This window comes from Okeania sp. SIO2B3 (genome assembly GCF_010672525.1).
GTDB lineage: Bacteria > Cyanobacteriota > Cyanobacteriia > Cyanobacteriales > Microcoleaceae > Okeania.
Genome location: NZ_JAAHGH010000016.1, coordinates 43,645 through 61,988, shown reverse-complemented (window position 1 = coordinate 61,988; position 18,344 = coordinate 43,645). Strand labels below are relative to the sequence as shown.

16 protein-coding genes and 1 pseudogene are annotated in these 18,344 nt (G+C 36.2%); 6 read left to right on the top strand and 11 right to left on the bottom strand.

The features are described from left to right. Positions 1-33: 33 nt before the first annotated feature. Both F6K15_RS15370 and F6K15_RS15365 read right to left on the bottom strand, forming a co-directional pair. Positions 34-174, bottom strand: a complete 141-nt coding sequence (locus tag F6K15_RS15370; protein ID WP_293062104.1) for a hypothetical protein — start codon at positions 172-174, stop codon at positions 34-36. A 19-nt stretch (positions 175-193) separates the two neighbouring features. Continuing rightward, the gene (locus F6K15_RS15365; protein WP_293062102.1) at positions 194-628 is read right to left on the bottom strand and encodes a hypothetical protein; all 435 of its coding nucleotides are present in this window, start codon (positions 626-628) and stop codon (positions 194-196) included. A gap of 682 nt (positions 629-1,310) precedes the next feature. On the opposite strand from F6K15_RS15365, the gene F6K15_RS15360 reads away from it, so the two are divergent. Continuing rightward, positions 1,311-1,451, top strand: coding sequence for a hypothetical protein (locus tag F6K15_RS15360; RefSeq protein ID WP_293062100.1), 141 nt, complete (start codon positions 1,311-1,313; stop codon positions 1,449-1,451). Between the two features lie 278 nt (positions 1,452-1,729). Here F6K15_RS15360 and gcvP read toward each other — a convergent pair whose 3' ends face one another. Both gcvP and gcvH read right to left on the bottom strand, forming a co-directional pair. Continuing rightward, entirely contained in the window at positions 1,730-4,642 is a 2,913-nt protein-coding gene (gcvP, locus tag F6K15_RS15355; protein ID WP_293062098.1) for an aminomethyl-transferring glycine dehydrogenase, read from the bottom strand. A 1,205-nt stretch (positions 4,643-5,847) separates the two neighbouring features. Then, positions 5,848-6,246 carry a glycine cleavage system protein GcvH gene (gene gcvH / locus F6K15_RS15350; protein WP_293062096.1) on the bottom strand — a complete coding sequence of 133 codons (399 nt, stop codon included), beginning with the start codon at positions 6,244-6,246 and terminating at the stop codon, positions 5,848-5,850. Positions 6,247-6,352: 106 nt separating this feature from the next. Between gcvH and F6K15_RS15345 the strand changes: the two genes are divergently transcribed. Further along, positions 6,353-7,177 carry an alpha/beta hydrolase gene (locus tag F6K15_RS15345; protein ID WP_293062094.1) on the top strand — a complete coding sequence of 275 codons (825 nt, stop codon included), beginning with the start codon at positions 6,353-6,355 and terminating at the stop codon, positions 7,175-7,177. 1,137 nt (positions 7,178-8,314) lie between these two features. Here F6K15_RS15345 and mazG read toward each other — a convergent pair. Next, on the bottom strand, positions 8,315-9,133 hold the full coding sequence (mazG, locus tag F6K15_RS15340) for a nucleoside triphosphate pyrophosphohydrolase (RefSeq protein ID WP_293062092.1): 819 nt from the start codon (positions 9,131-9,133) through the stop codon (positions 8,315-8,317). Between the two features lie 626 nt (positions 9,134-9,759). Between mazG and F6K15_RS15335 the strand changes: the two genes are divergently transcribed. The 4 genes from F6K15_RS15335 to F6K15_RS15325 all read left to right on the top strand — a co-directional run bounded on the left by F6K15_RS15335 (position 9,760) and on the right by F6K15_RS15325 (position 13,435). Then, positions 9,760-9,966, top strand: a complete 207-nt coding sequence (locus F6K15_RS15335) for a reverse transcriptase N-terminal domain-containing protein (protein ID WP_293062090.1) — start codon at positions 9,760-9,762, stop codon at positions 9,964-9,966. 147 nt (positions 9,967-10,113) lie between these two features. After that, positions 10,114-10,344: an HNH endonuclease signature motif containing protein gene (locus tag F6K15_RS38375; RefSeq protein WP_363268042.1), complete on the top strand. Its 231-nt coding sequence runs from the start codon at positions 10,114-10,116 to the stop codon at positions 10,342-10,344. Between the two features lie 330 nt (positions 10,345-10,674). Next, on the top strand, positions 10,675-12,009 hold the full coding sequence (locus F6K15_RS15330; protein ID WP_293062088.1) for an ATP-binding protein: 1,335 nt from the start codon (positions 10,675-10,677) through the stop codon (positions 12,007-12,009). Between the two features lie 529 nt (positions 12,010-12,538). Then, positions 12,539-13,435 (top strand): tetratricopeptide repeat protein, encoded by an 897-nt coding sequence (locus F6K15_RS15325; RefSeq protein ID WP_363268026.1) that lies wholly within the window; start codon positions 12,539-12,541, stop codon positions 13,433-13,435. 389 nt (positions 13,436-13,824) lie between these two features. Here F6K15_RS15325 and F6K15_RS15320 read toward each other — a convergent pair whose 3' ends face one another. The 6 genes and pseudogenes from F6K15_RS15320 to F6K15_RS38370 all read right to left on the bottom strand — a co-directional run. After that, on the bottom strand, positions 13,825-14,091 hold the full coding sequence (locus F6K15_RS15320) for a hypothetical protein (protein WP_293062087.1): 267 nt from the start codon (positions 14,089-14,091) through the stop codon (positions 13,825-13,827). A 70-nt stretch (positions 14,092-14,161) separates the two neighbouring features. Next, positions 14,162-14,503, bottom strand: coding sequence for a hypothetical protein (locus F6K15_RS15315; protein WP_293062085.1), 342 nt, complete (start codon positions 14,501-14,503; stop codon positions 14,162-14,164). Positions 14,504-14,505: 2 nt separating this feature from the next. Next, on the bottom strand, positions 14,506-16,116 hold the full coding sequence (locus tag F6K15_RS15310; protein WP_293062083.1) for a serine/threonine-protein kinase: 1,611 nt from the start codon (positions 16,114-16,116) through the stop codon (positions 14,506-14,508). Next, entirely contained in the window at positions 16,109-17,008 is a 900-nt protein-coding gene (locus tag F6K15_RS15305; protein ID WP_293062081.1) for an FHA domain-containing protein, read from the bottom strand. Before F6K15_RS15305 ends, F6K15_RS15310 begins: the two co-directional genes overlap by 8 nt. A gap of 207 nt (positions 17,009-17,215) precedes the next feature. After that, positions 17,216-17,491, bottom strand: coding sequence for a hypothetical protein (locus F6K15_RS15300; protein WP_293062079.1), 276 nt, complete (start codon positions 17,489-17,491; stop codon positions 17,216-17,218). Positions 17,492-17,830: 339 nt separating this feature from the next. Next, a pseudogene (locus F6K15_RS38370) lies at positions 17,831-18,019 on the bottom strand (FHA domain-containing protein); the annotation flags it as partial. Between the last annotated feature and the right edge of the window lie 325 nt (positions 18,020-18,344).

Below are 18,344 nucleotides of genomic sequence, written 5' to 3'. Positions count from 1 at the left end.
GTTAGAAATTTGTTCTTTCCGATGAGGGATGGATCAACCAAAAAAGCGATCGCTAACTAAAGTTAAATTGAGCAAACCTGATGTGGAAATATTTACATCAACCCATTCTTGAGAGTTTTGAACGTATTGGTTTTTAATATTTTGCTTTAGTAATACTTGCCAATTTTCTTGCATTTTTAGTTCCTTTAATTTATTAAAGTGTAGTAGCTTGTTTTTGTAGCCATCCTATAAGCTTTTGATATGTGTTGAACCAGTTTTTAGAATTTACATTATTAGCTTCAATAGCAAAATAACGTATATCTATAAAATGTTGACCCATTGGGTTTTCAATTTCATCCAACCACTTTCGTACTTGAGGAAACTTATCAATTCTAGATTTAAGTTTATTGTGTCGTTTTAATGCTTCTGTGTAGCTATGTCCTGGATTAGTAAAAGTATGTCCTGGATTATTGTTATCTGTTTTCCATTCTCTAGTTGCACTGTTTGGTAAAGTAGCAAAAATCATTGCTTTTAATAAACACTCAATAGTGACACCTCCAAAGTGCATAGCTCCAATTTTTCTTCCTGATTTATCTAATATTTCTGTATCAGAATAGCGTTCTAAAAAAGCTGCTTGGTAATCTTCCATAAATAAAAAAATATAGCTTTGATAATGAAAAATATCATGATTTTAACATTAGTTTTTCTAAGAGCTGATTTATCAAGTAAATATTAAGAGGCTGAATTTCTTACAGAACAAAGGTTTTACCGATTGTCGGCCAGTAAAGTAGAAATTTATGAGACCTAGATAGCATAAGAGTTTTCCTGCGGAATGCTGCGCAAACAGCTCAGTTAATAAATCAGCTCTAAGGCAATCGTTAAAAATTACTCCTTTCCTAACAGCACTTAAACAACTTTTAGTTTCCGTTACTTAATTCTATAACATCTCTCTATCCTCTTATCGCTCTTACTATCGGCGATAAAGTTGGATGGCGCAAAGGGGAAAAATGGTTGAATGACAATGACTTAACTTTTGACAATAAGCATTACACGGGGCAGCTCCCCTCGTTGGGTTCGCCGGTGTTATTGTGGGGCGATCGTTGGTTTTCTTCTCTCATGCAGAGACTTGTAGACTGTAACATTTAAGGGTTTCAGCCGTCAGTAGAAAAAAGTTCATAGAAGTAAATTTTATAATTTTACAACAACCATATTATTATTTTCTTCCAAAAGAATGGCAAAAGATACCTACCATGAAACCGTTAAAACAGCGGTTTAAGTGAGGTAATTATGCCAAAGGAAATGGGACTATATATGAGCGCACCTTTTCCATTATGAGTAATAATAGCACAAATAAATTTAAAGTCAATCCTTTTCTCAAATTTTTTTCTGGGAAATATTCATGGGAGCGATCGCCTTTTCAGTTATCAGTTATCAGTTATCAGTTATCAGTTATCAGCAGTTCAGCTCAGTAGGGTGCGTTTTGCTGCGCAACATGAAAAGCAAAGCGTAACGCACCAAATATTGTGCCAGAACGGTGCGTTACGACGGATTGCTAAATCTCTTTCAGAGTCTAAATTTAAGCCGTCTAACTGAGCCTACAAATTTTGCTGATAGCTGAGTGCTGAGTGCTGACCGCTTTTAGAACGGTGCGTTACGACTGATTGCTAAATCTCTTTCAGAGTCTAAATTTACGCCGTCTAACTGAGCCTACAAATTTTGCTGATAGCTGAGTGCTGAGTGCTGACCGCTTTTAGCTATAAGCTTCTATTGGCAAACAGGAACACACAAAATTACGATCGCCAAAAGCATTATCAACCCTTCCCACAGCAGGCCAAAACTTATGCTCCCGCGTCCACGGTGCGGGATAAGCAGCACGTTGTCGAGAATAACTATGCTTCCACTCATCCACCATCAAACTCTCTGCGGTGTGAGGTGCATTTTTCAACAAATTATCCTGTTTATCTGCTTTCCCAGTTTCAATTTCTTCTATTTCCTGGCGAATCAAAATCATTGCTTCACAAAAACGGTCTAACTCTTCCTTAGACTCACTTTCTGTTGGCTCTACCATAATTGTTCCCGCTACAGGCCAAGAAACTGTCGGTGCGTGAAAACCATAATCCATCAAACGTTTGGCAATATCTTCCACTTCAATACCAGCCAATTTTTTCAACGGACGCAAATCTAAAATGCACTCGTGAGCAATAAACCCATGCTTACCTTTATACAAAACTGGATAATAATTCTCCAACCGTTGAGCAATATAATTAGCATTCAAAATTGCTACTTTAGTTGCTTCAGTCAAACCATCCGCACCCATCATGGCAATATACATCCAAGAAATTGGCAGAATACTTGCGCTACCCCAAGGTGCAGCAGATACTGCTCCACTAGAATTTTCTCCACCAATACTAATCACAGAATGTCCTGGTAAAAACTGTGCTAAATGAGATTGAACGCCTATGGGACCCATTCCCGGACCACCACCACCGTGAGGAATACAAAAAGTTTTGTGCAAATTCAAATGACAAACATCTGCTCCTATTTCTGCGGGGCGACATAAACCTACCTGGGCATTCATATTCGCTCCATCCATATAAACTTGACCGCCGTTACTGTGGATAATTTCGCATATTTCAGAAATTTCTTCCTCAAATACACCGTGGGTTGAGGGATAAGTAACCATAATGGCGGCTAAGTTATCTTTGTGTTTTTCTGTCTTCGTCTTTAGATCGGCGATATCTATATTTCCTTGTTTATCGCATTTGACAACTACAACTTTTAACCCACTCATCACTGCTGAAGCAGGGTTTGTACCGTGAGCAGATTCGGGAATTAGACAAATATTCCGATGTGCTTCTCCTCGGTGAGCGTGATATTCACGAATTACTAATAAACCCGTATATTCTCCCTGGGAACCTGCATTTGGTTGTAGGGAGATGGCGCTAAAACCTGTGATTTCTGCTAACCATTCCTCTAGTTGTTCAAACATTATTTGATAACCTTTGGTTTGAGAAGTGGGGGCGAAAGGGTGAATTTTGGCAAATTCCGGCCAGGTTACAGGTATCATCTCTGCTGTGGAGTTGAGTTTCATTGTACAAGAACCCAAGGGTATCATTGATGTTGTCAGAGATAAGTCTTTTGCCTGTAAACGTTGGAGGTAACGCAAGAGTTCGGTTTCTGAGTGGTAGCGGTTAAATACTGGGTGAGTTAAATAACTGCTGGTGCGGGAATATGAATTATGAGCAAGAGGGGAGATGTTTTCGATGTCTGGTAACTTTTCCCCACCAGCAAAAATTTCCCACAAATTTTGTACATCTATATCAGTAGTGGTTTCATCTAGGGAAATGCTGAAAGTTTGATCGTCGAGACTCCGGAGATTAATACCTAGATTTTCAGCAGCATCAATAATTTCTTTTGCATTTTTCAGGGGAGAGTCAGCACCTAATTCTACCCGAATAGTATCAAAAAATGGTTCCTTACCAATTTGATAACCAAGCTGTTTTAAACCTGCTGCCAATTTGGATGTCAAATTATGGATATTTTCGGCAATTTCTTTTAAACCATCCGGACCATGATAAACCGCATACATACTTGCCATTACTGCCAGCAAAACTTGAGCAGTACAAATATTACTCGTTGCTTTTTCCCTGCGAATATGTTGTTCCCGCGTTTGCAATGCCAACCTGAGCGCAGGGTTGCCGTTAGCGTCTTGAGAAACTCCGACAATACGACCTGGAGTTTGTCGTTTATAAGCTTCCTTTGTGGCAAAATAAGCAGCATGAGGACCGCCATATCCTAGAGAAACGCCAAAACGTTGAGTATTACCTACAGCAATATCAGCACCAAATTCTCCGGGAGGCGTTAACAAAGTCAGACTGAGTAAGTCAGCAGCAACAGTAACTAAACCTCCCACTTCGTGAACTCTTTCCACAAATTCGCGGTAGTTGTAAATTGCTCCGTCGGTAGCAGGATATTGGAGGAGTGCACCGAATATTGGTTTGTCAAAGGTGAAGGTGCGAAAGTCGCCAACGATAACTTCTATTCCTAATGGTTGCGCTCTAGTTTTCACCACTTCAATATTCTGAGGATGGCAGTTAGAGTCAACAAAGAAAGCTTCCGCTTTAGTTTTGCACTGACCGTAACTCAAGCTCATTGCTTCCGCTGCTGCTGTAGCTTCGTCGAGTAGGGAAGCATTAGCTATTTCTAAACCTGTTAAGTCTGTAATCATGGTTTGAAAATTCAGCAATGCTTCCATTCGTCCTTGAGCTATTTCTGCTTGATAGGGAGTGTAAGCAGTGTACCAACCAGGGTTTTCTAGGATATTGCGGAGGATAACTGGTGGAGTAATACAGTCGTAATAACCCATTCCAATGAAGGAACGAAATACCTGGTTTTTGGAGGCTATTTCTTTGATTTTAGCAAGAGCAGCACTTTCACTCAGAGAGTTTGGTAGATTTAGGGGTTTTTCGTATCGAATTACTTGTGGAACTGTTTTGTCAATTAGGTCATCTAGGGAAGAAACACTTAATACTGCCAACATTTTTTGAATTGCGTCAGAAGCTGGGCCAATATGCCTTGGGCAAAAGTTAGTAGATTTCTGGCCGTTATTCTGGTATTGTGGTTGAGGGGTTGACTTTGTATTAGATTTGTGTATGGCTACCACTTTATATATTCCTTGGGGTTAACTTCTGATTAAGTTTTAACAAAAATTCATAACTTCATGGGAGATAAAATAATTTTTTTAGTTTAGAGGCCAAGTTTTGGAATTGTAAATTCAGTTATCAGTTATCTGTACCTCCTAGAATAGGGAGGCGAGAAGATGCAAAGTTTTCTTTTTTTATCCCCTTATAGCGCCTTATAGCATTTCTCAAAAACTTTTCTATATTTTCTTGAGCCGAGGTAGGAGCGTTAACGATAGTTATGCGCCAGCAAACAGCCGTTCGCCCCTACAGGACTTTGCATGGAACGTCCGTAGGTCATAGTAAACATAAGAATAATTAACATTAACTGGGCTGCTAATTAGCAAAAAGGTGATTTGGCCTGTATTAATTACTTAGGGCTTGCTGATTAAATATCAAAGCATTGACTGATATTGGTTGTAGCATTTTTTGGTATAAAAAAGTGCCAGCTTTTCAGCTCAAAGAGCTGCATAAAGATAGTATTTTGGGACGATTATGGCAGAAAAATCATTCTTACAATTCTTACCGAATAATTAATAATTAATAATTAATAATTAAATAATTCGCGCTTTGAAGCCTCCCCTTTTAAGGGGAAAAAAGCGGTCGTTAGCGGAGCTTCCCGTAGGGTGGGATGGCGAGGTCTTTTCGCCATATCCAATCGACCAAGAGAAGAAATAATATTTCCTTATATTCAATTCCGTAACGGTTAAAACCCGAGGTAATTATCAATTATCCATTATCAATTATCAATTAATGAATCCTACCTCTTCGCTCATTCCCGTTTCTCCTGTCTCCTACCTCAGCAACAAGACTTTTTCAGCAAACCCTACTTAATAACTGAAGTGTTACCTAACTATAAGATTATTTTTGGGAATTGGTATTAAAAGGGGAGGCTTCAAACCCAGTTTTTCGGTGAAAGTTTATACTATTGCTGTAATAGTATTTTTTTGAGTATGAAAAGAAAATTTATTGCTGCTGACTTAGGAATTTTGAGTATTTTATCAGTATCATTTAGTTAGTTATTGCCTAAAGCTGATGTTCAATCGACATTTGGTAGAAATATAAATATTCTTTTTCTAGCAATTCTTGTAGAGACATTCCATAGAACATCTCTACATTCTTTTTCGGAGGTGTATAATGAACTTAGTCAAGCTATTATTGTAGACTTGAGAAGATTTTTGGTTACTACCTACTCTCCTTCTACCAATTCGCGATACTCCTCAGCAGAATAAATATCATCTCCTTCTAGTTCATCAGGGTCTTTAACACGCACCTTCAGAAGCCAACCCTCTATGTATGGGTCTTCATCTGATAAACGTTCTGGACTTTCTAATATTTCCTCATTACGCTCTACAACCGTACCAGTAATAGGAGCTTTCAGGTCTTCAACTGCCTTCACAGACTCAATACTGCCACAGGAGACTTCTTTTTCTATTTGGTCTCCCTCATCTGGAAGTTCCAGAAATACAATATCTCCCAACTGCTCAATAGCATAGGCACTAATACCAACAGTGGCAATTTCGCCATCCATTCTTACATACTCGTGGCTGTCGAGATATTTGAGGTCGTCTGGAAATTCTAGTGTCATTTAATTCCTCACTAAAAATAGTACAAATTATGTCAGTCAAAACAAGACTAGACTTGCATTAAAAATTATTACGTAAAGAATAATATAAGGTAAATACCCAGTTCTTATGGACAAGAAAAATATTATAAGATCGCTGGTAGGAAAATTTTCTATTCTGAGATTAATTAGGTCTACCGTAATTGTTTATATCCTTATAGGTTTGTGGGCTTTCTTTTTCTCAGATCGGTTAATTTTTTTACCTGGTCCATCTAGCTATCAGGAAAACCAGGATTTTGTCAAGCTTGAGTCTAGCGATAAAGTCCAAATTACAGGAATTTATTTACCATTACCTAAAACAAAATATACAATTCTCTACAGTCATGGTAATGCTGAAGACCTAGGAGAAATTTTGCCCAGGTTGCAAGATTTGCGAGATATTGGGTTCAGTATATTTTCCTATGACTATCAAGGTTATGGAACAAGTCAGGGAAACCCTTCAGTTAAAAATGCCTACCAAGATATTAATGCGGCTTATGAATACCTGACCCAGCATTTGGGTATACCTGCAAACCAAATTATTGTTTATGGACGTTCAGTTGGTGGAGGGCCTTCAGTAGATTTGGCATCCCGGGAACCTGTGGCTGGTTTAATAATTGAAAGTTCATTTACAACTGCGTTTCGGGTGGTGACGCGCATCCCTATTTATCCCTTTGACAAGTTTCGCAGTATTGATAAGATAAAAGATGTTAACTGCCCAGTTTTGGTAATCCACGGAAATGCTGACCGAGTGATTCCTTTTTCCCATGGCAAACAACTTTTTACCACAGCTAATGAACCCAAACTTTCCTTTTGGGTTGATGGTGCTGGTCATATTGATTTATTAGAAGTGGCGGGTGAAAGGTATGAAAAAGTGATGATTGAGTTTGCTAATTTGGTGGAACAAAATCAATAGTAGGAATTAAGTTTGATTCCAGAATAATTTACCATAAAATTGGGTTTAAAGCCTCGCCCATAAGCGGGCGACTTTTCATATTATGACTTTTTATGTTATATTAAAATTGGTTGATAAACCCGCCTTGTCTCATAAATACTGATTAAAAGAAGATGTTTGTCGAAACTCCTTCAGTTGAGAGCTGAACTTGGGAAGCTTTCAGGTCAATGAGCAGTTCGCTCCTTGAAAGCACAAAATTTATACCCATAAGAATTTTTGCTCTTGTCGCGGGAGGGCATTCCGAGACTTGTGCGCGGACGTGGAGGCAAGCGTAACCCACCCCCATCCCCTCCCGGGAGGGGAGCAAGAGGGGTGGGTGCAGCAGCCTGTGAGACGTCAACTCGCTGAAGAGCTACGGCTCGGTAGGAATCTCTGTGCCTTTAGGCCAGAGAGGATGTCAAGGACATAATATTACCTAAAATCTGATAGATACAATCATACTAAATCCGGCGATCGACAGAACCTTGATTATATAAAAGTAAGGTAGCGGGAGCTGAGAGCAGAAGGCAGAAGGGTTAGAACGGAATTTGAAAATGGTAATGCACGATAACCAGATTTGGTATCATCTATAAACTGTGAGTTAATACTTAGGGCTTACTGATTAATTAGGGCTTGCTGATTAATTCTTGTGCGTATTGATAAATAGGGCTTGCTGATTAAATATCAAAGCATTGACTGATATTGGTTTGCTGACTTTTTTTGCCTTGAAAAAGTGCAAGTTTTTCGGTCGCTCAAGCTCATGCATGCTAGTATTTTGGGGCGATTATGGCAGAACAATCTTGGGACAATTTTTCCGACTACCTCCTCTACAATTCCCATTTCTCCCCTCCTGGGAGGGGTTAGGGGTGGGTTGTCTTCCCCTCCACGGTCGGGGCCCGCGGGTGGGTTGTCTCCTAGAAAGAGCAAAAAGACTTTCCATACGCAAACCCTACTTCAGCGCTTTTCATCTTGATGAACCACATCTTCACAATCACAACCCTGTAGGGACGTTCCATGGAACGTCCCTACTGTGGTCTACCCAAATGAAAACCGCTGTTATGAATCAGCTCTAAGCTTAACTTCTATTCCTTATTGCCTAAAAACCTAGAACTTTGTACCTCATCCAGTTTTTAACTGCTTATTTTTTTCCCTTGCTAACTGTGCTTTTGCATTTTGCCACATTTGTTCAAACTCCGCCAAAGTATACTCAGAAAGAGGGCGGTTACACATTGTTTCTACTAAAGCAAACCGTTTCAAAAATCGATGATTAGTTCCTTGTAAAGCTTCTTCTGGATTTAAATCATACCACCTTGCCAATTGCACTAAAACAAATAAAATATCTCCCATTTCTGCTTGTTGATGTTCCTTATCTTCAGATTTTAAAGCTTCTTCAAACTCCCCAACTTCTTCGTGGAATTTTCCCCAAACTCCTTCAATATTTTCCCATTCAAAACCAAGATCAGCAGCTTTTTTAGAAATTTTCATTGCTGCCATAAGTGGAGGTAACTGTCGAGCGTATCGACTTAGTTTTGTACTAAATAAATCATTAGTTTCTCCTTTTTCTGCTGCTTTGATTTTTTCCCAATTTTGCTTAACTTCTTCCGTACTATTTACTTTCACATCTCCAAATACATGAGGATGTCTTCTAATCATTTTTCTATTAATATTTTGAGCCACTTCAGCTAAAGTAAAATCATTGGCTTCACTAGCTATTTGTGCTTGCAAAACCACCTGTAATAATAAATCTCCTAATTCATCAACTACTGCTTCTTTATCTCCACTTTTTATTGCATCAACTGCTTCATAAGCTTCTTCAATAATGTAAGGAGTTAAAGTTTCTGAAGTTTGAGCTAAATCCCAGGGACAACCACCATCTGGAGAACGTAATTTTGCTACTATTTCTATTAGTTCTTGTAACGCAGTTAATGTTGAATCCATAATCCATATTAGATAACAAAATAGTTTAATTTTAATATAAAATAAGTCAAATCCTAACTGATATTTACCCGACCATCTATACAGCAGACTTCCAAACTCATTACTAAAATATTTTTGCCCTACACTAATTTTGCTGTTATTAAGTTTAAGGATAAGGACAGTATTTATAGCTAATTAAGAGGATTTGATCTAGCAGCCGTCTTTAATGATTGTATCAAAAAATGTGATACTCCAAAAGGTGAAATCAGGCTCAAACACCTTAAGCAAAATGGTAAGTAGCAAGGTTGTTGAAAGTTTCGCTGTTGAGCAAGGAAGTCACAGAAAGCGAATGCCTCTCTCTGTGTAATGCAGAGGATAAGGGTTGAGAGAAAAAATTATCCCAACATCACATCGTCTGAAAATGGCAGCCGAATTCTGACAGGTCTTAAACGATCGACACACTTCAAAGAAACCCAACTGAGTTAAAAGATGGAAATCATAAAGTCGATCGCAAACAAAGGACATCTTCAAGACTGGTAACAGATTAACTGGAAACCAGTAATGAAGAACCTTAGGAATCTGAGCAAGCGGATTGATTGTGCCACATAGAATCGTCAGTGGAATCAGGTAACAAGCCTGAAAAACTGATGTTCAGGAGCTATAACAATCTACTCTGGTCTGTGGGAAAAGTAGCCCAACTTAATCAAGGAAAACGAACTCCTGGTATAGACAGGGAGGTGGCATTAACACCAGAACAACGGGTCAAACTCATCCGAGAAATGGGACAATACACTTTTTGGAAAGTCAAACCTACCAAATGGGTTTATATTCCAAAAGCCAATGGTAAACAATGACCACTAGGCACCGAAAATTCCGAGTAAACAATTAAGCATAAATACTTGCCTGATTATTTACTCAATCACGACAGCTATGATTTTCTCCTAAATTCTGAGTTCTGATTATATGCTACATTTTGTGGTACGGAATGTGGGCTAGATTCCATTGGGAATTTTCCCACCCGTAACTCGATATATGACAAAATCGCCCAAAACCAGAACTGGAAATGCCAAATTTGTGGGGACAAACTACATAAGGTCGAAGCTCTAGAAATTCACCACATCATACCCTTGGCAAAAGCTGGTACAGAGGATATTGACAATCTTCTATACTTACACAAAATTGGCCACAAGACAATACAAAGTGTTAGACGTTCTGTGAAAGCAGAGACTTGAGCCAGATGATGCCAGGAGTGTCAAGTCCAGTTCTTAGGGGAGGGAGATACGGCGACGTATGTTCTGTTACCGGACATAATTAAATCTTTTTTTATTTGTTACCAAGATATAGGCCAGATAATCTATACATCTATACATTTTATATAGAAGAAACAAATATATTAATAGGTAAAATTAAGCAATTCTTATAAACTCTGATGATTTTCTGAGTATTGTGCTAGAAAGGTTAAAGATAGCCATGATAATATATTCCAGATGTGCAAGCAAACTATCAGGAATATTTTGATAAATCGTATCTATTGATACAAAAATCCTAGGAATTCCCTTAATATGTTTGCTTTGTATGAGTCATATTCAGATTCATTTATTGTGCCTAATTTAGAGGTTAAAAGTCAATTTTTATCTTTAGAGTCAACTATACAGGAACTACCTCTGCAAGACTTTCAAATTGCATCTAGCTACCTTGGGAAAGATATTGCACCTGTGTTTGAAGCCAACCCTTTGCTGCCTGGTGTGATTTTGAGAGATCGGCAAGATAAATTAGTTGGTATGATTTCCCGAAGATTATTTTTTGAAAAAATGGGAAGTCGCTATGGTATAGAGATGTTTTACAAGCGGCCTATAGAAGCTTTATATCGTGTTTCCAAAACAGATATATCTATTCTTCCTGGTAATACATTGATAGTAGAAGCAGCACAAAAATCTTTGCAGAGACAGCCTGAGCTATTATACGAACCAATAGTTGTAGAAATAGAAGCTAATGTGTATAGACTTCTGGATGTACATCAATTATTAGTTGCTCAGTCAAAGATTCACGAACTTACGAGTGATCTACTAAAAAAGCAAACTCAGGCAAAAGCTATTCAAACTGAGAAAATGGCAAGTTTGGGAAGAATGGTTGCCGGGGTTGCCCATGAAATTAGAAATCCTGTTAATTGTATTTGGAATAATTTAATATTTCTAACTTCTTATTTAGAAGAAATTACTAAGCTGTTATCTGCTTATGATGAAATATCAGATTCATCTCCAATTATCAATCGAATTAAAGAACAAATAGATTATGATTCTTTACAGGAAGAATTAGCTGAGACGACTCAAGGTATTAAATTGGGTTCGGAACAACTTCTGAAAATTGTGAATAGTCTTCGCAATTTTTCTCACATGGATGAGTCTAAAAAGAAACAAGCATATATTCATGAATGTATAGATAGTAGCTTACTTATTTTAAATAATCGCCTTAAAAAGGGAATCAAAGTTATTAAGAATTATTGTACAAATTTACCAATGATTAGTTGCTATTCTGGTCAACTTAGTCAAGTATTTATGAATCTAATTAGTAATAGTATTGATGCACTTAATGAAAAATTAGCTGAGTTGGACTTGTGTGATTGGCAACCTCAAATTGAAATTAGCACAGAAGTTATAGTTAGGAAAGAGTCTGATTGGTTGACTGTGAGAATAGCTGATAATGGGCTTGGTATTCCTCTAGAAATACAAGATCGAATCTTTGAAAACTTTTTTACCACTAAACCTGTAGGCAAAGGGACAGGTATGGGTTTAGCTATTTGTTACCAAATTATTACTGAAAAACATGGTGGAAAGCTTAAACTAAATTCTTTGCCAGGCAAGGGTACTGAATTTGAAATTATGATACCAATAGTTTAATTGAATACTGTTAACATCTCTAGAAAAGAAAAAATATAAATCAGACACTCTTGAGTGAAAAAAAAGACCAGAGGATGTTGCTCAAGAGAATTGCTGAAAAGCCTGAAGCGGAAAGATAGACGTATTATTTATACTTATGTTATTTACCATAAATCTCTCCATGAATTAGATTTTTATCTATACATAATCAGGATTACAGATTCTTTTTCAGATATATATAGAAGTATACTACAAATTATAAAATTTTTTAGGATATCCTATCATACTATATTATACTTTATACTTTCAACTGAACTTCTTAATCATAAATACTCTTTACCAAGAAATTGTGGTCTAAAACCTCCCCTTTTAAGGTGATAAAAAGCGGTCTTCGGAGCTTCCCGTAGGGTGGGATGGCGAGGAGACCCGCCATACCCATGAGACCAAGAGAAAAGAGAATTCCGTATTTTCTTGCCTCCTTATTGCAGAGATACTGTTAACGCAGTTCTTCCAGAGGAGGCTAACTAATAACTGATAACTGATAACTGAAATGACCGTGCCAAATCGAAATTTCTTAGTTTGTTTATTCATTACCCTTGGCCTATGGGGCACTACAGCAAAACCGATGCTGGGCCAAGCATTAGTTCCTCACATCATACAGCTGAACTCAGCTCAATTGGAGCAAACGGGTTTAAGGTTAGCTGAGGAAGCTGTACAGTTAGCAAGATTTCAACAATTTGAGCTAGCTTTGTCAAGAGCTGAATTGGCCACTGAATTAGCCCCGAATAGTCAACAGACCTGGGCACTATTAGGTAGTCTATATATTCAAGCTGAAGAGTTAGAAGAAGGTATTATTGCTTTAGAACAAGCTCAAGAAATCGATCCAAGTAATGCTGATATTCGATTTGTTCTTGGTAGAGCTTACTTTCAAAAAGCTGATTATGGAGAAGCGATCGACCACTTAAGAGCAGGTTTGAAGTTGAAACCAGATAGTCCTGGTGCTTTGTTCGATCTAGGTAATGCTTATTACAAACGTGGTAAGTTTAAAAGAGCGATCGATCGATATGAAGAAGCTTATGAGTTAGAAAAAAATCTATGGCCTGCAATTAATAATATTGGTTTAGTTGAGTACGAGATGGGAGATGTGGATGATGCGATCGCAAAGTGGCGTGAAGCTATCTCTTTAGATAGTAAGGCAGCAGAACCACTTCTGGCGCTATCAGTAGCTCTCTATACTAAGGGGGATAAACAACAAGGTTTTGCTATGGGAGAAGAAGCTCTACGACTAGATAGCAGATATGCAGATATTGATTATCTTGACCAAAATTTGTGGGGAGAACGTTTGCTGGAGGATGCGAAAAGGTTTTTGGCAACTCCGCGTATTCAAGAAACTTTAGCTCAAATAGAGGACTTACCTCCTTTGTCTCCAGATCGGGTTTCTCCATGAGTTAGTGCTGCTATGCGGAAGTTAAAAGTCGTAGGGGCGAATGGCATTGGCTAACGCCAAGCTCCGCTAACGCCCGTACAAAGGTCAAAAGCATTGATTTGTAATTGTTCTAGGATTTTGTAACCAGTTATTTCCGCCATCCTGCACTAGGATCAGTTACAACATTGAGTTAGGGTCTGCTGAAAAAATTGGTGGGGGTAGGACATGGGGACACAGGGACGCGGAGACGGGTCGATTTGTGCTAGAACAGGCAAAGGTTTCGGCAATTTTATATGAATAAATTTTCTTGAATTTCAGCAGAAAATTTCAGTCGCTAACATGAGGAAACCTCCTCTCAATAGACATTTGATAGCTATTGCTGTTGATAATAGGCTGCAATATTTTCTCTGTCAAGATCGTATTGTTGGATCGTCACTAATTGTTTGACGTGATATCTCGGAAGAACTACCTGTTGGTGCATATCTTCTCTGTGCAAGCTGTTTTTGAAGTAAAAGCATTTCTTGTTTCCGTCTTTTTTCTAGATTTTTATTAGGTAATGAAGCTAGTAGATACAAAGAGGCTAAAGGGGAATAAATGACTGAAACCAGAAACCATAATATACCAGAATATTCTATTTTTCTAGCATTGATACCGACGAAAATGCTCAGTAAAATCACAGAAAATATATCAGTATAAGTTAGATGTTTCATAGCTTTGCATATTAACTTCTATTTGCGAATAGCCTCATTATAAATTTTTTACCGTAGTCATATATTCTTCTAGCTTATTTAGAAAAACCTTTGTTTTTTTTTGTTCAATAAAAAACTGCATACCTGTCTTTTTTACATCAGGTAAACGGTAACCAATTTGACAGCAGTTTAGTGATATTTTTTTGTAATTGAAAATTGTAGAGTAAGGAACTGTCTTTATTGTTTTTACAAGGATAACATTTTGATAGAAAAACTGTATCAAGGGAAGAGGAAATTTAGTAATACTTCCTTCAAATATTAAAGCAGTATCATTGAAAAAGACTGAACCCTTTCCATAAAATTGTATTTGATATGGCACATATCTAACATTAAACTGCATGATTACTGCTCCATATTTAGTTGAGTTCTTTCTTTAAGATCGGAAAATTCAAAGCTATAACTAGATATAGCGAGGTAATAATCACAGACCTGTTTAGATTCTTCATATAGACCTACATCAAAATAACTATTGGCTAAGAGAAGAGTTACACCAAAATTATAAGAGTCAACTTCAAGAGCAAGTTTAGCTTCCACAATTGCTTCTTCAATTTGTCCATTGAATAGAAGTAACTCAATATATTTTTGGCGTAGATTCATGTTGCCCCAATTTCTATCAACAAAGTTTTTAAGAAGCTGAATTATTTTGCTGATATCTTGTGATGCTTCTCTTAGTGTCTTATGAAGAAGTAAACTTTCTCTTAAATTTATAATTTTAGTTAAATAATCTATTGCAATAGAAAGTAAAATAAACCAAGCAAAAAACTTCACTTGAGAAAATACCTCAAAAAAACTATCAGCAGATGCTTCATTACCTCCAGATATATTTAGTATTACTAAATATAGTGTACCTAAAGTTATAAAAGACACGATAAGACCAGCAAACATGAGAAAAATTCCAATAAAAGTTTTTAAATTATTCTGTTTTGCTTGACCTAAATAAAAAACAATTAATCCCCCTAATAACATTACATCTTGGACAATCGCATATAATAAACTATATAAAGCAAAGTATATCCAGAAATGTTTCCAATGTTTTTTAATTTCTGCTTTTTCTTTTTTTTCCCAACTAGGAAGAGAAGTTTTTGACTGAAAATCTTTACCAGGGGTATATTTTGTAATAGTCGAATTCGACCATTTTTTTAACTCATCTAAAAAAGCATTTGCAGACAAAGTACGATTAACCAAATTTTTTTCTAATAGATGAAAAAGAATATACTCAAAATCAGGATTGATTTCTTCTAATACTTCACTAGGAGGTTGCGGAATACTAAGTAATATTTTTTTTGATAAATCTTGTTCTGTATCTCCTTCAAATGGCTTGATACCTGTCAGTAAACTGTAAGTACAAACACCCAAGGCCCACAAATCTGATTGTTCGCAAGGTCGCCCTCTCAATTGTTCGGGTGCCATATAATGATATGTACCAGCTACACGCTTAATAGTTTGAATTCCTTCTGTCATACGACTAATACCAAAATCTACTAATACAAACCTTCGATTTTGTTTGTCACCCGTAACTAAAATATTACTCAATTTTATGTCTCGGTGAATAATATTATTAGCATGAGCATGAACTAAAGCATCTGCTATTTGAGTAAGAAAAGTTATTACTTCTTTTGTTGAAAGTTTTCCCCTTTCTTCTAAATATGACTGAAGAGTATTACCGTAAATATACTCTGTAACTAAAATAAGTTTTCCTTCATGTATAAAGTAATCTTTAAGACCGATAATATTTGGATGATTTAACCTAGACAATAAGTCAGGTTCAACTAATAAGGAATCAAGATTTCCAGTATTATCAATTATTTTGACAGCAACAATTTCATCAGGTTTTTCTTTATGATAACCTTGATAAACAATGCCATGAGCACCTCGTCCAATTTCCTCTAAAAGAACATATTGATTTAAAGGAATATTCATGGTTGATATTCTTCTATTGTGATTATTATTCATCAAAAAACTCCGTTACCATATCTCCAATTGAAGCTTCAATAAAAAGAGCATCTCGATCTGGATGATCAATTCTAATTACATTATCTGTTTTCAATCCTCCTACATTTTTCCTAATCAAAACTTCTAAAACAATTACATTAGCAATTGTAATTCTGTCTCTTGCTTGTAAACTATAAGGCTGATTTTCTGAAATAACTTTTCCATTTAATTTAGTATGTCCTCCGCTTTTATCAAAAACAAAATACTCTGTATCAATTTGCTGTATTTCTAAATGCCTACGACTAATTTGAAGACTTTTTTGATCTGAGCCAGGAACTCTGATAATTACATCATTACTTTCACTGGGAGATAATCCTTGTTTGCGTCTTTGTCTACCAATTGTAATAGTTTTTAGCCCATAAGGTGCTTGATACGCATAAGGAGTTCCTAAAATTCGGAGGTATAATAAATTTGTTGAAGTTAGCTCATTGTTATTCATTCCAGGAAGTGATTCTACTCTTATCGAACCACCTCCAGAATTTATTTGTGTCTGTATAATTTTCCGTAATTCAACAGTTTCTTTGTATACAGGTATTGACTTGGAAATTGATTTTAGTAATCCATTTGTAATCGTTAGAGCTTTTGCTAATTCCCCTCGTTGAGCAAGTTGACGTGCTTCGTCTAAGGACAATTTTGCCTCGTATATTTTTTTTGTACGTTTTGCTTGAAAATCATCGTACTCTTTTTGAAGTCTATTTCTGTAGTTTGTAATTATTCCATATTGAATAAATCCAGAGATAAAAATCATTAAAAATAAAATCAAGGTTGAAGGCAAATATAAAAATTCATTTCTTTCCCATTCAAATACTTCAATTCTTAAATCAGGAGACCAATAAGTTACTTTTAATGACAACCATCCTGATGAATTGTAGTTTTCAATTGCTATCCAGAAATAATTGAAATTTTGTCTTTTGAAATTACGCTTTTCATCAAATTATCCATAATCAAAATAGATAGTTTTATCTACTTTTTTTGATAATCCTGAATTCTCAATGAAACCCCTAATAATTTGTTCTTTTTCTAATGATTGTCGTGTCAAGATAACTTTCACTGAACTGGGTTAAATTTCAGATTTTTGTCGCCAATATCTATTGTTTTTATCTTGAAAGTCAAGAAGAGACTGATTTACCCATTGAGTGAGAACTTTATTAGGATTGGGATTGAATAAAGTAAAATGAAAAATGGCAGTAACTAATAAAACAACAATACCCAAAAAGATATTTAATTTCCAGAAATAGGGAGGAACAGCATTTTCAGGTGGTTTCTCTATTTCTATTTCTTTTTTTAGACCTGATTTACTTTTTACATCATCATTAATAGTATATGTCTGATCCAAATTAGTTTTTGAGACTATGTTTAATATAGTGATTCCAATTGGCAAACAATCAAGAGTTAATTCACTATTATGCTTGAGTAACAATTCTTCATAATTGAAATTGATAAAATAAAAACCATCTGGTTTTCTGATTAAACTTCCTAGAGTTTTTCCTTCTCTAAATTTTGAAAATCTGACAACTTCATTAGTATTTGTACCAAGGTTAACTTTTCCTTTGGGCGCGATTATATATCTCCTTACTTCTTCTCCATTAGAGTCATGTTGAATAAGTACCGCTGGAGATAATGAATCGTTTTTATTGTGCTCAAATAAAAAAGAAAAAGAAGAACCTAACTGAACTATTGCCCCTAAAAAAAGTTGAGTTTTATCGTTAATCTTTTTGCCGTCAACATATGTACCATTAACGGATTTTCTATCCTCAATCCAATATTCATTAGTCTTTAAATTATAAGAAATAACAGGGTGTAATTTACTGATTTTATCAGAATCATCATCAATCCAAAAACCACAAGTTGGCGATCGCCCGATAATAGCCCAATCTTTAAAAACACAATGAACTTCGTTCCTTGATTACGGTTCGCCCAAATATCTTAATTCATAGTTTGATTCACCAACGCCACATTTTTATACCAACATTACCATCATCATTAAACATCTCCAGAAAACAGGAAAAAAATAATAATTGACAATTTATGAATAATAATTGACAATTTATGGATAATAATTGATTTTATTTTTAATTTCCGGAGATGTCTATTTATTAGAAGCTATTCGAGGAGCATATCTTCAGTAAGAAGCTTGAAATACTGAATTTTCCTATTGACTTTAATCATGCTATCCGGCGATCGCTAAC

Excerpts from the sequence above, each read along its gene's own strand:
- F6K15_RS15370 (WP_293062104.1), bottom strand. The coding sequence starts at position 174 with ATGCAAGAAAATTGGCAAGTATTACTAAAGCAAAATATTAAAAACCAA.
- F6K15_RS15365 (WP_293062102.1), bottom strand. The coding sequence starts at position 628 with ATGGAAGATTACCAAGCAGCTTTTTTAGAACGCTATTCTGATACAGAA.
- F6K15_RS15360 (WP_293062100.1), top strand. The coding sequence starts at position 1,311 with ATGAGTAATAATAGCACAAATAAATTTAAAGTCAATCCTTTTCTCAAA.
- gcvH (WP_293062096.1), bottom strand. The coding sequence starts at position 6,246 with ATGACACTAGAATTTCCAGACGACCTCAAATATCTCGACAGCCACGAG.
- F6K15_RS15345 (WP_293062094.1), top strand. The coding sequence starts at position 6,353 with ATGGACAAGAAAAATATTATAAGATCGCTGGTAGGAAAATTTTCTATT.
- mazG (WP_293062092.1), bottom strand. The coding sequence starts at position 9,133 with ATGGATTCAACATTAACTGCGTTACAAGAACTAATAGAAATAGTAGCA.
- F6K15_RS15335 (WP_293062090.1), top strand. The coding sequence starts at position 9,760 with ATGTTCAGGAGCTATAACAATCTACTCTGGTCTGTGGGAAAAGTAGCC.
- F6K15_RS15330 (WP_293062088.1), top strand. The coding sequence starts at position 10,675 with ATGTTTGCTTTGTATGAGTCATATTCAGATTCATTTATTGTGCCTAAT.
- F6K15_RS15325 (WP_363268026.1), top strand. The coding sequence starts at position 12,539 with ATGACCGTGCCAAATCGAAATTTCTTAGTTTGTTTATTCATTACCCTT.
- F6K15_RS15315 (WP_293062085.1), bottom strand. The coding sequence starts at position 14,503 with ATGCAGTTTAATGTTAGATATGTGCCATATCAAATACAATTTTATGGA.
- F6K15_RS15310 (WP_293062083.1), bottom strand. The coding sequence starts at position 16,116 with ATGAATAATAATCACAATAGAAGAATATCAACCATGAATATTCCTTTA.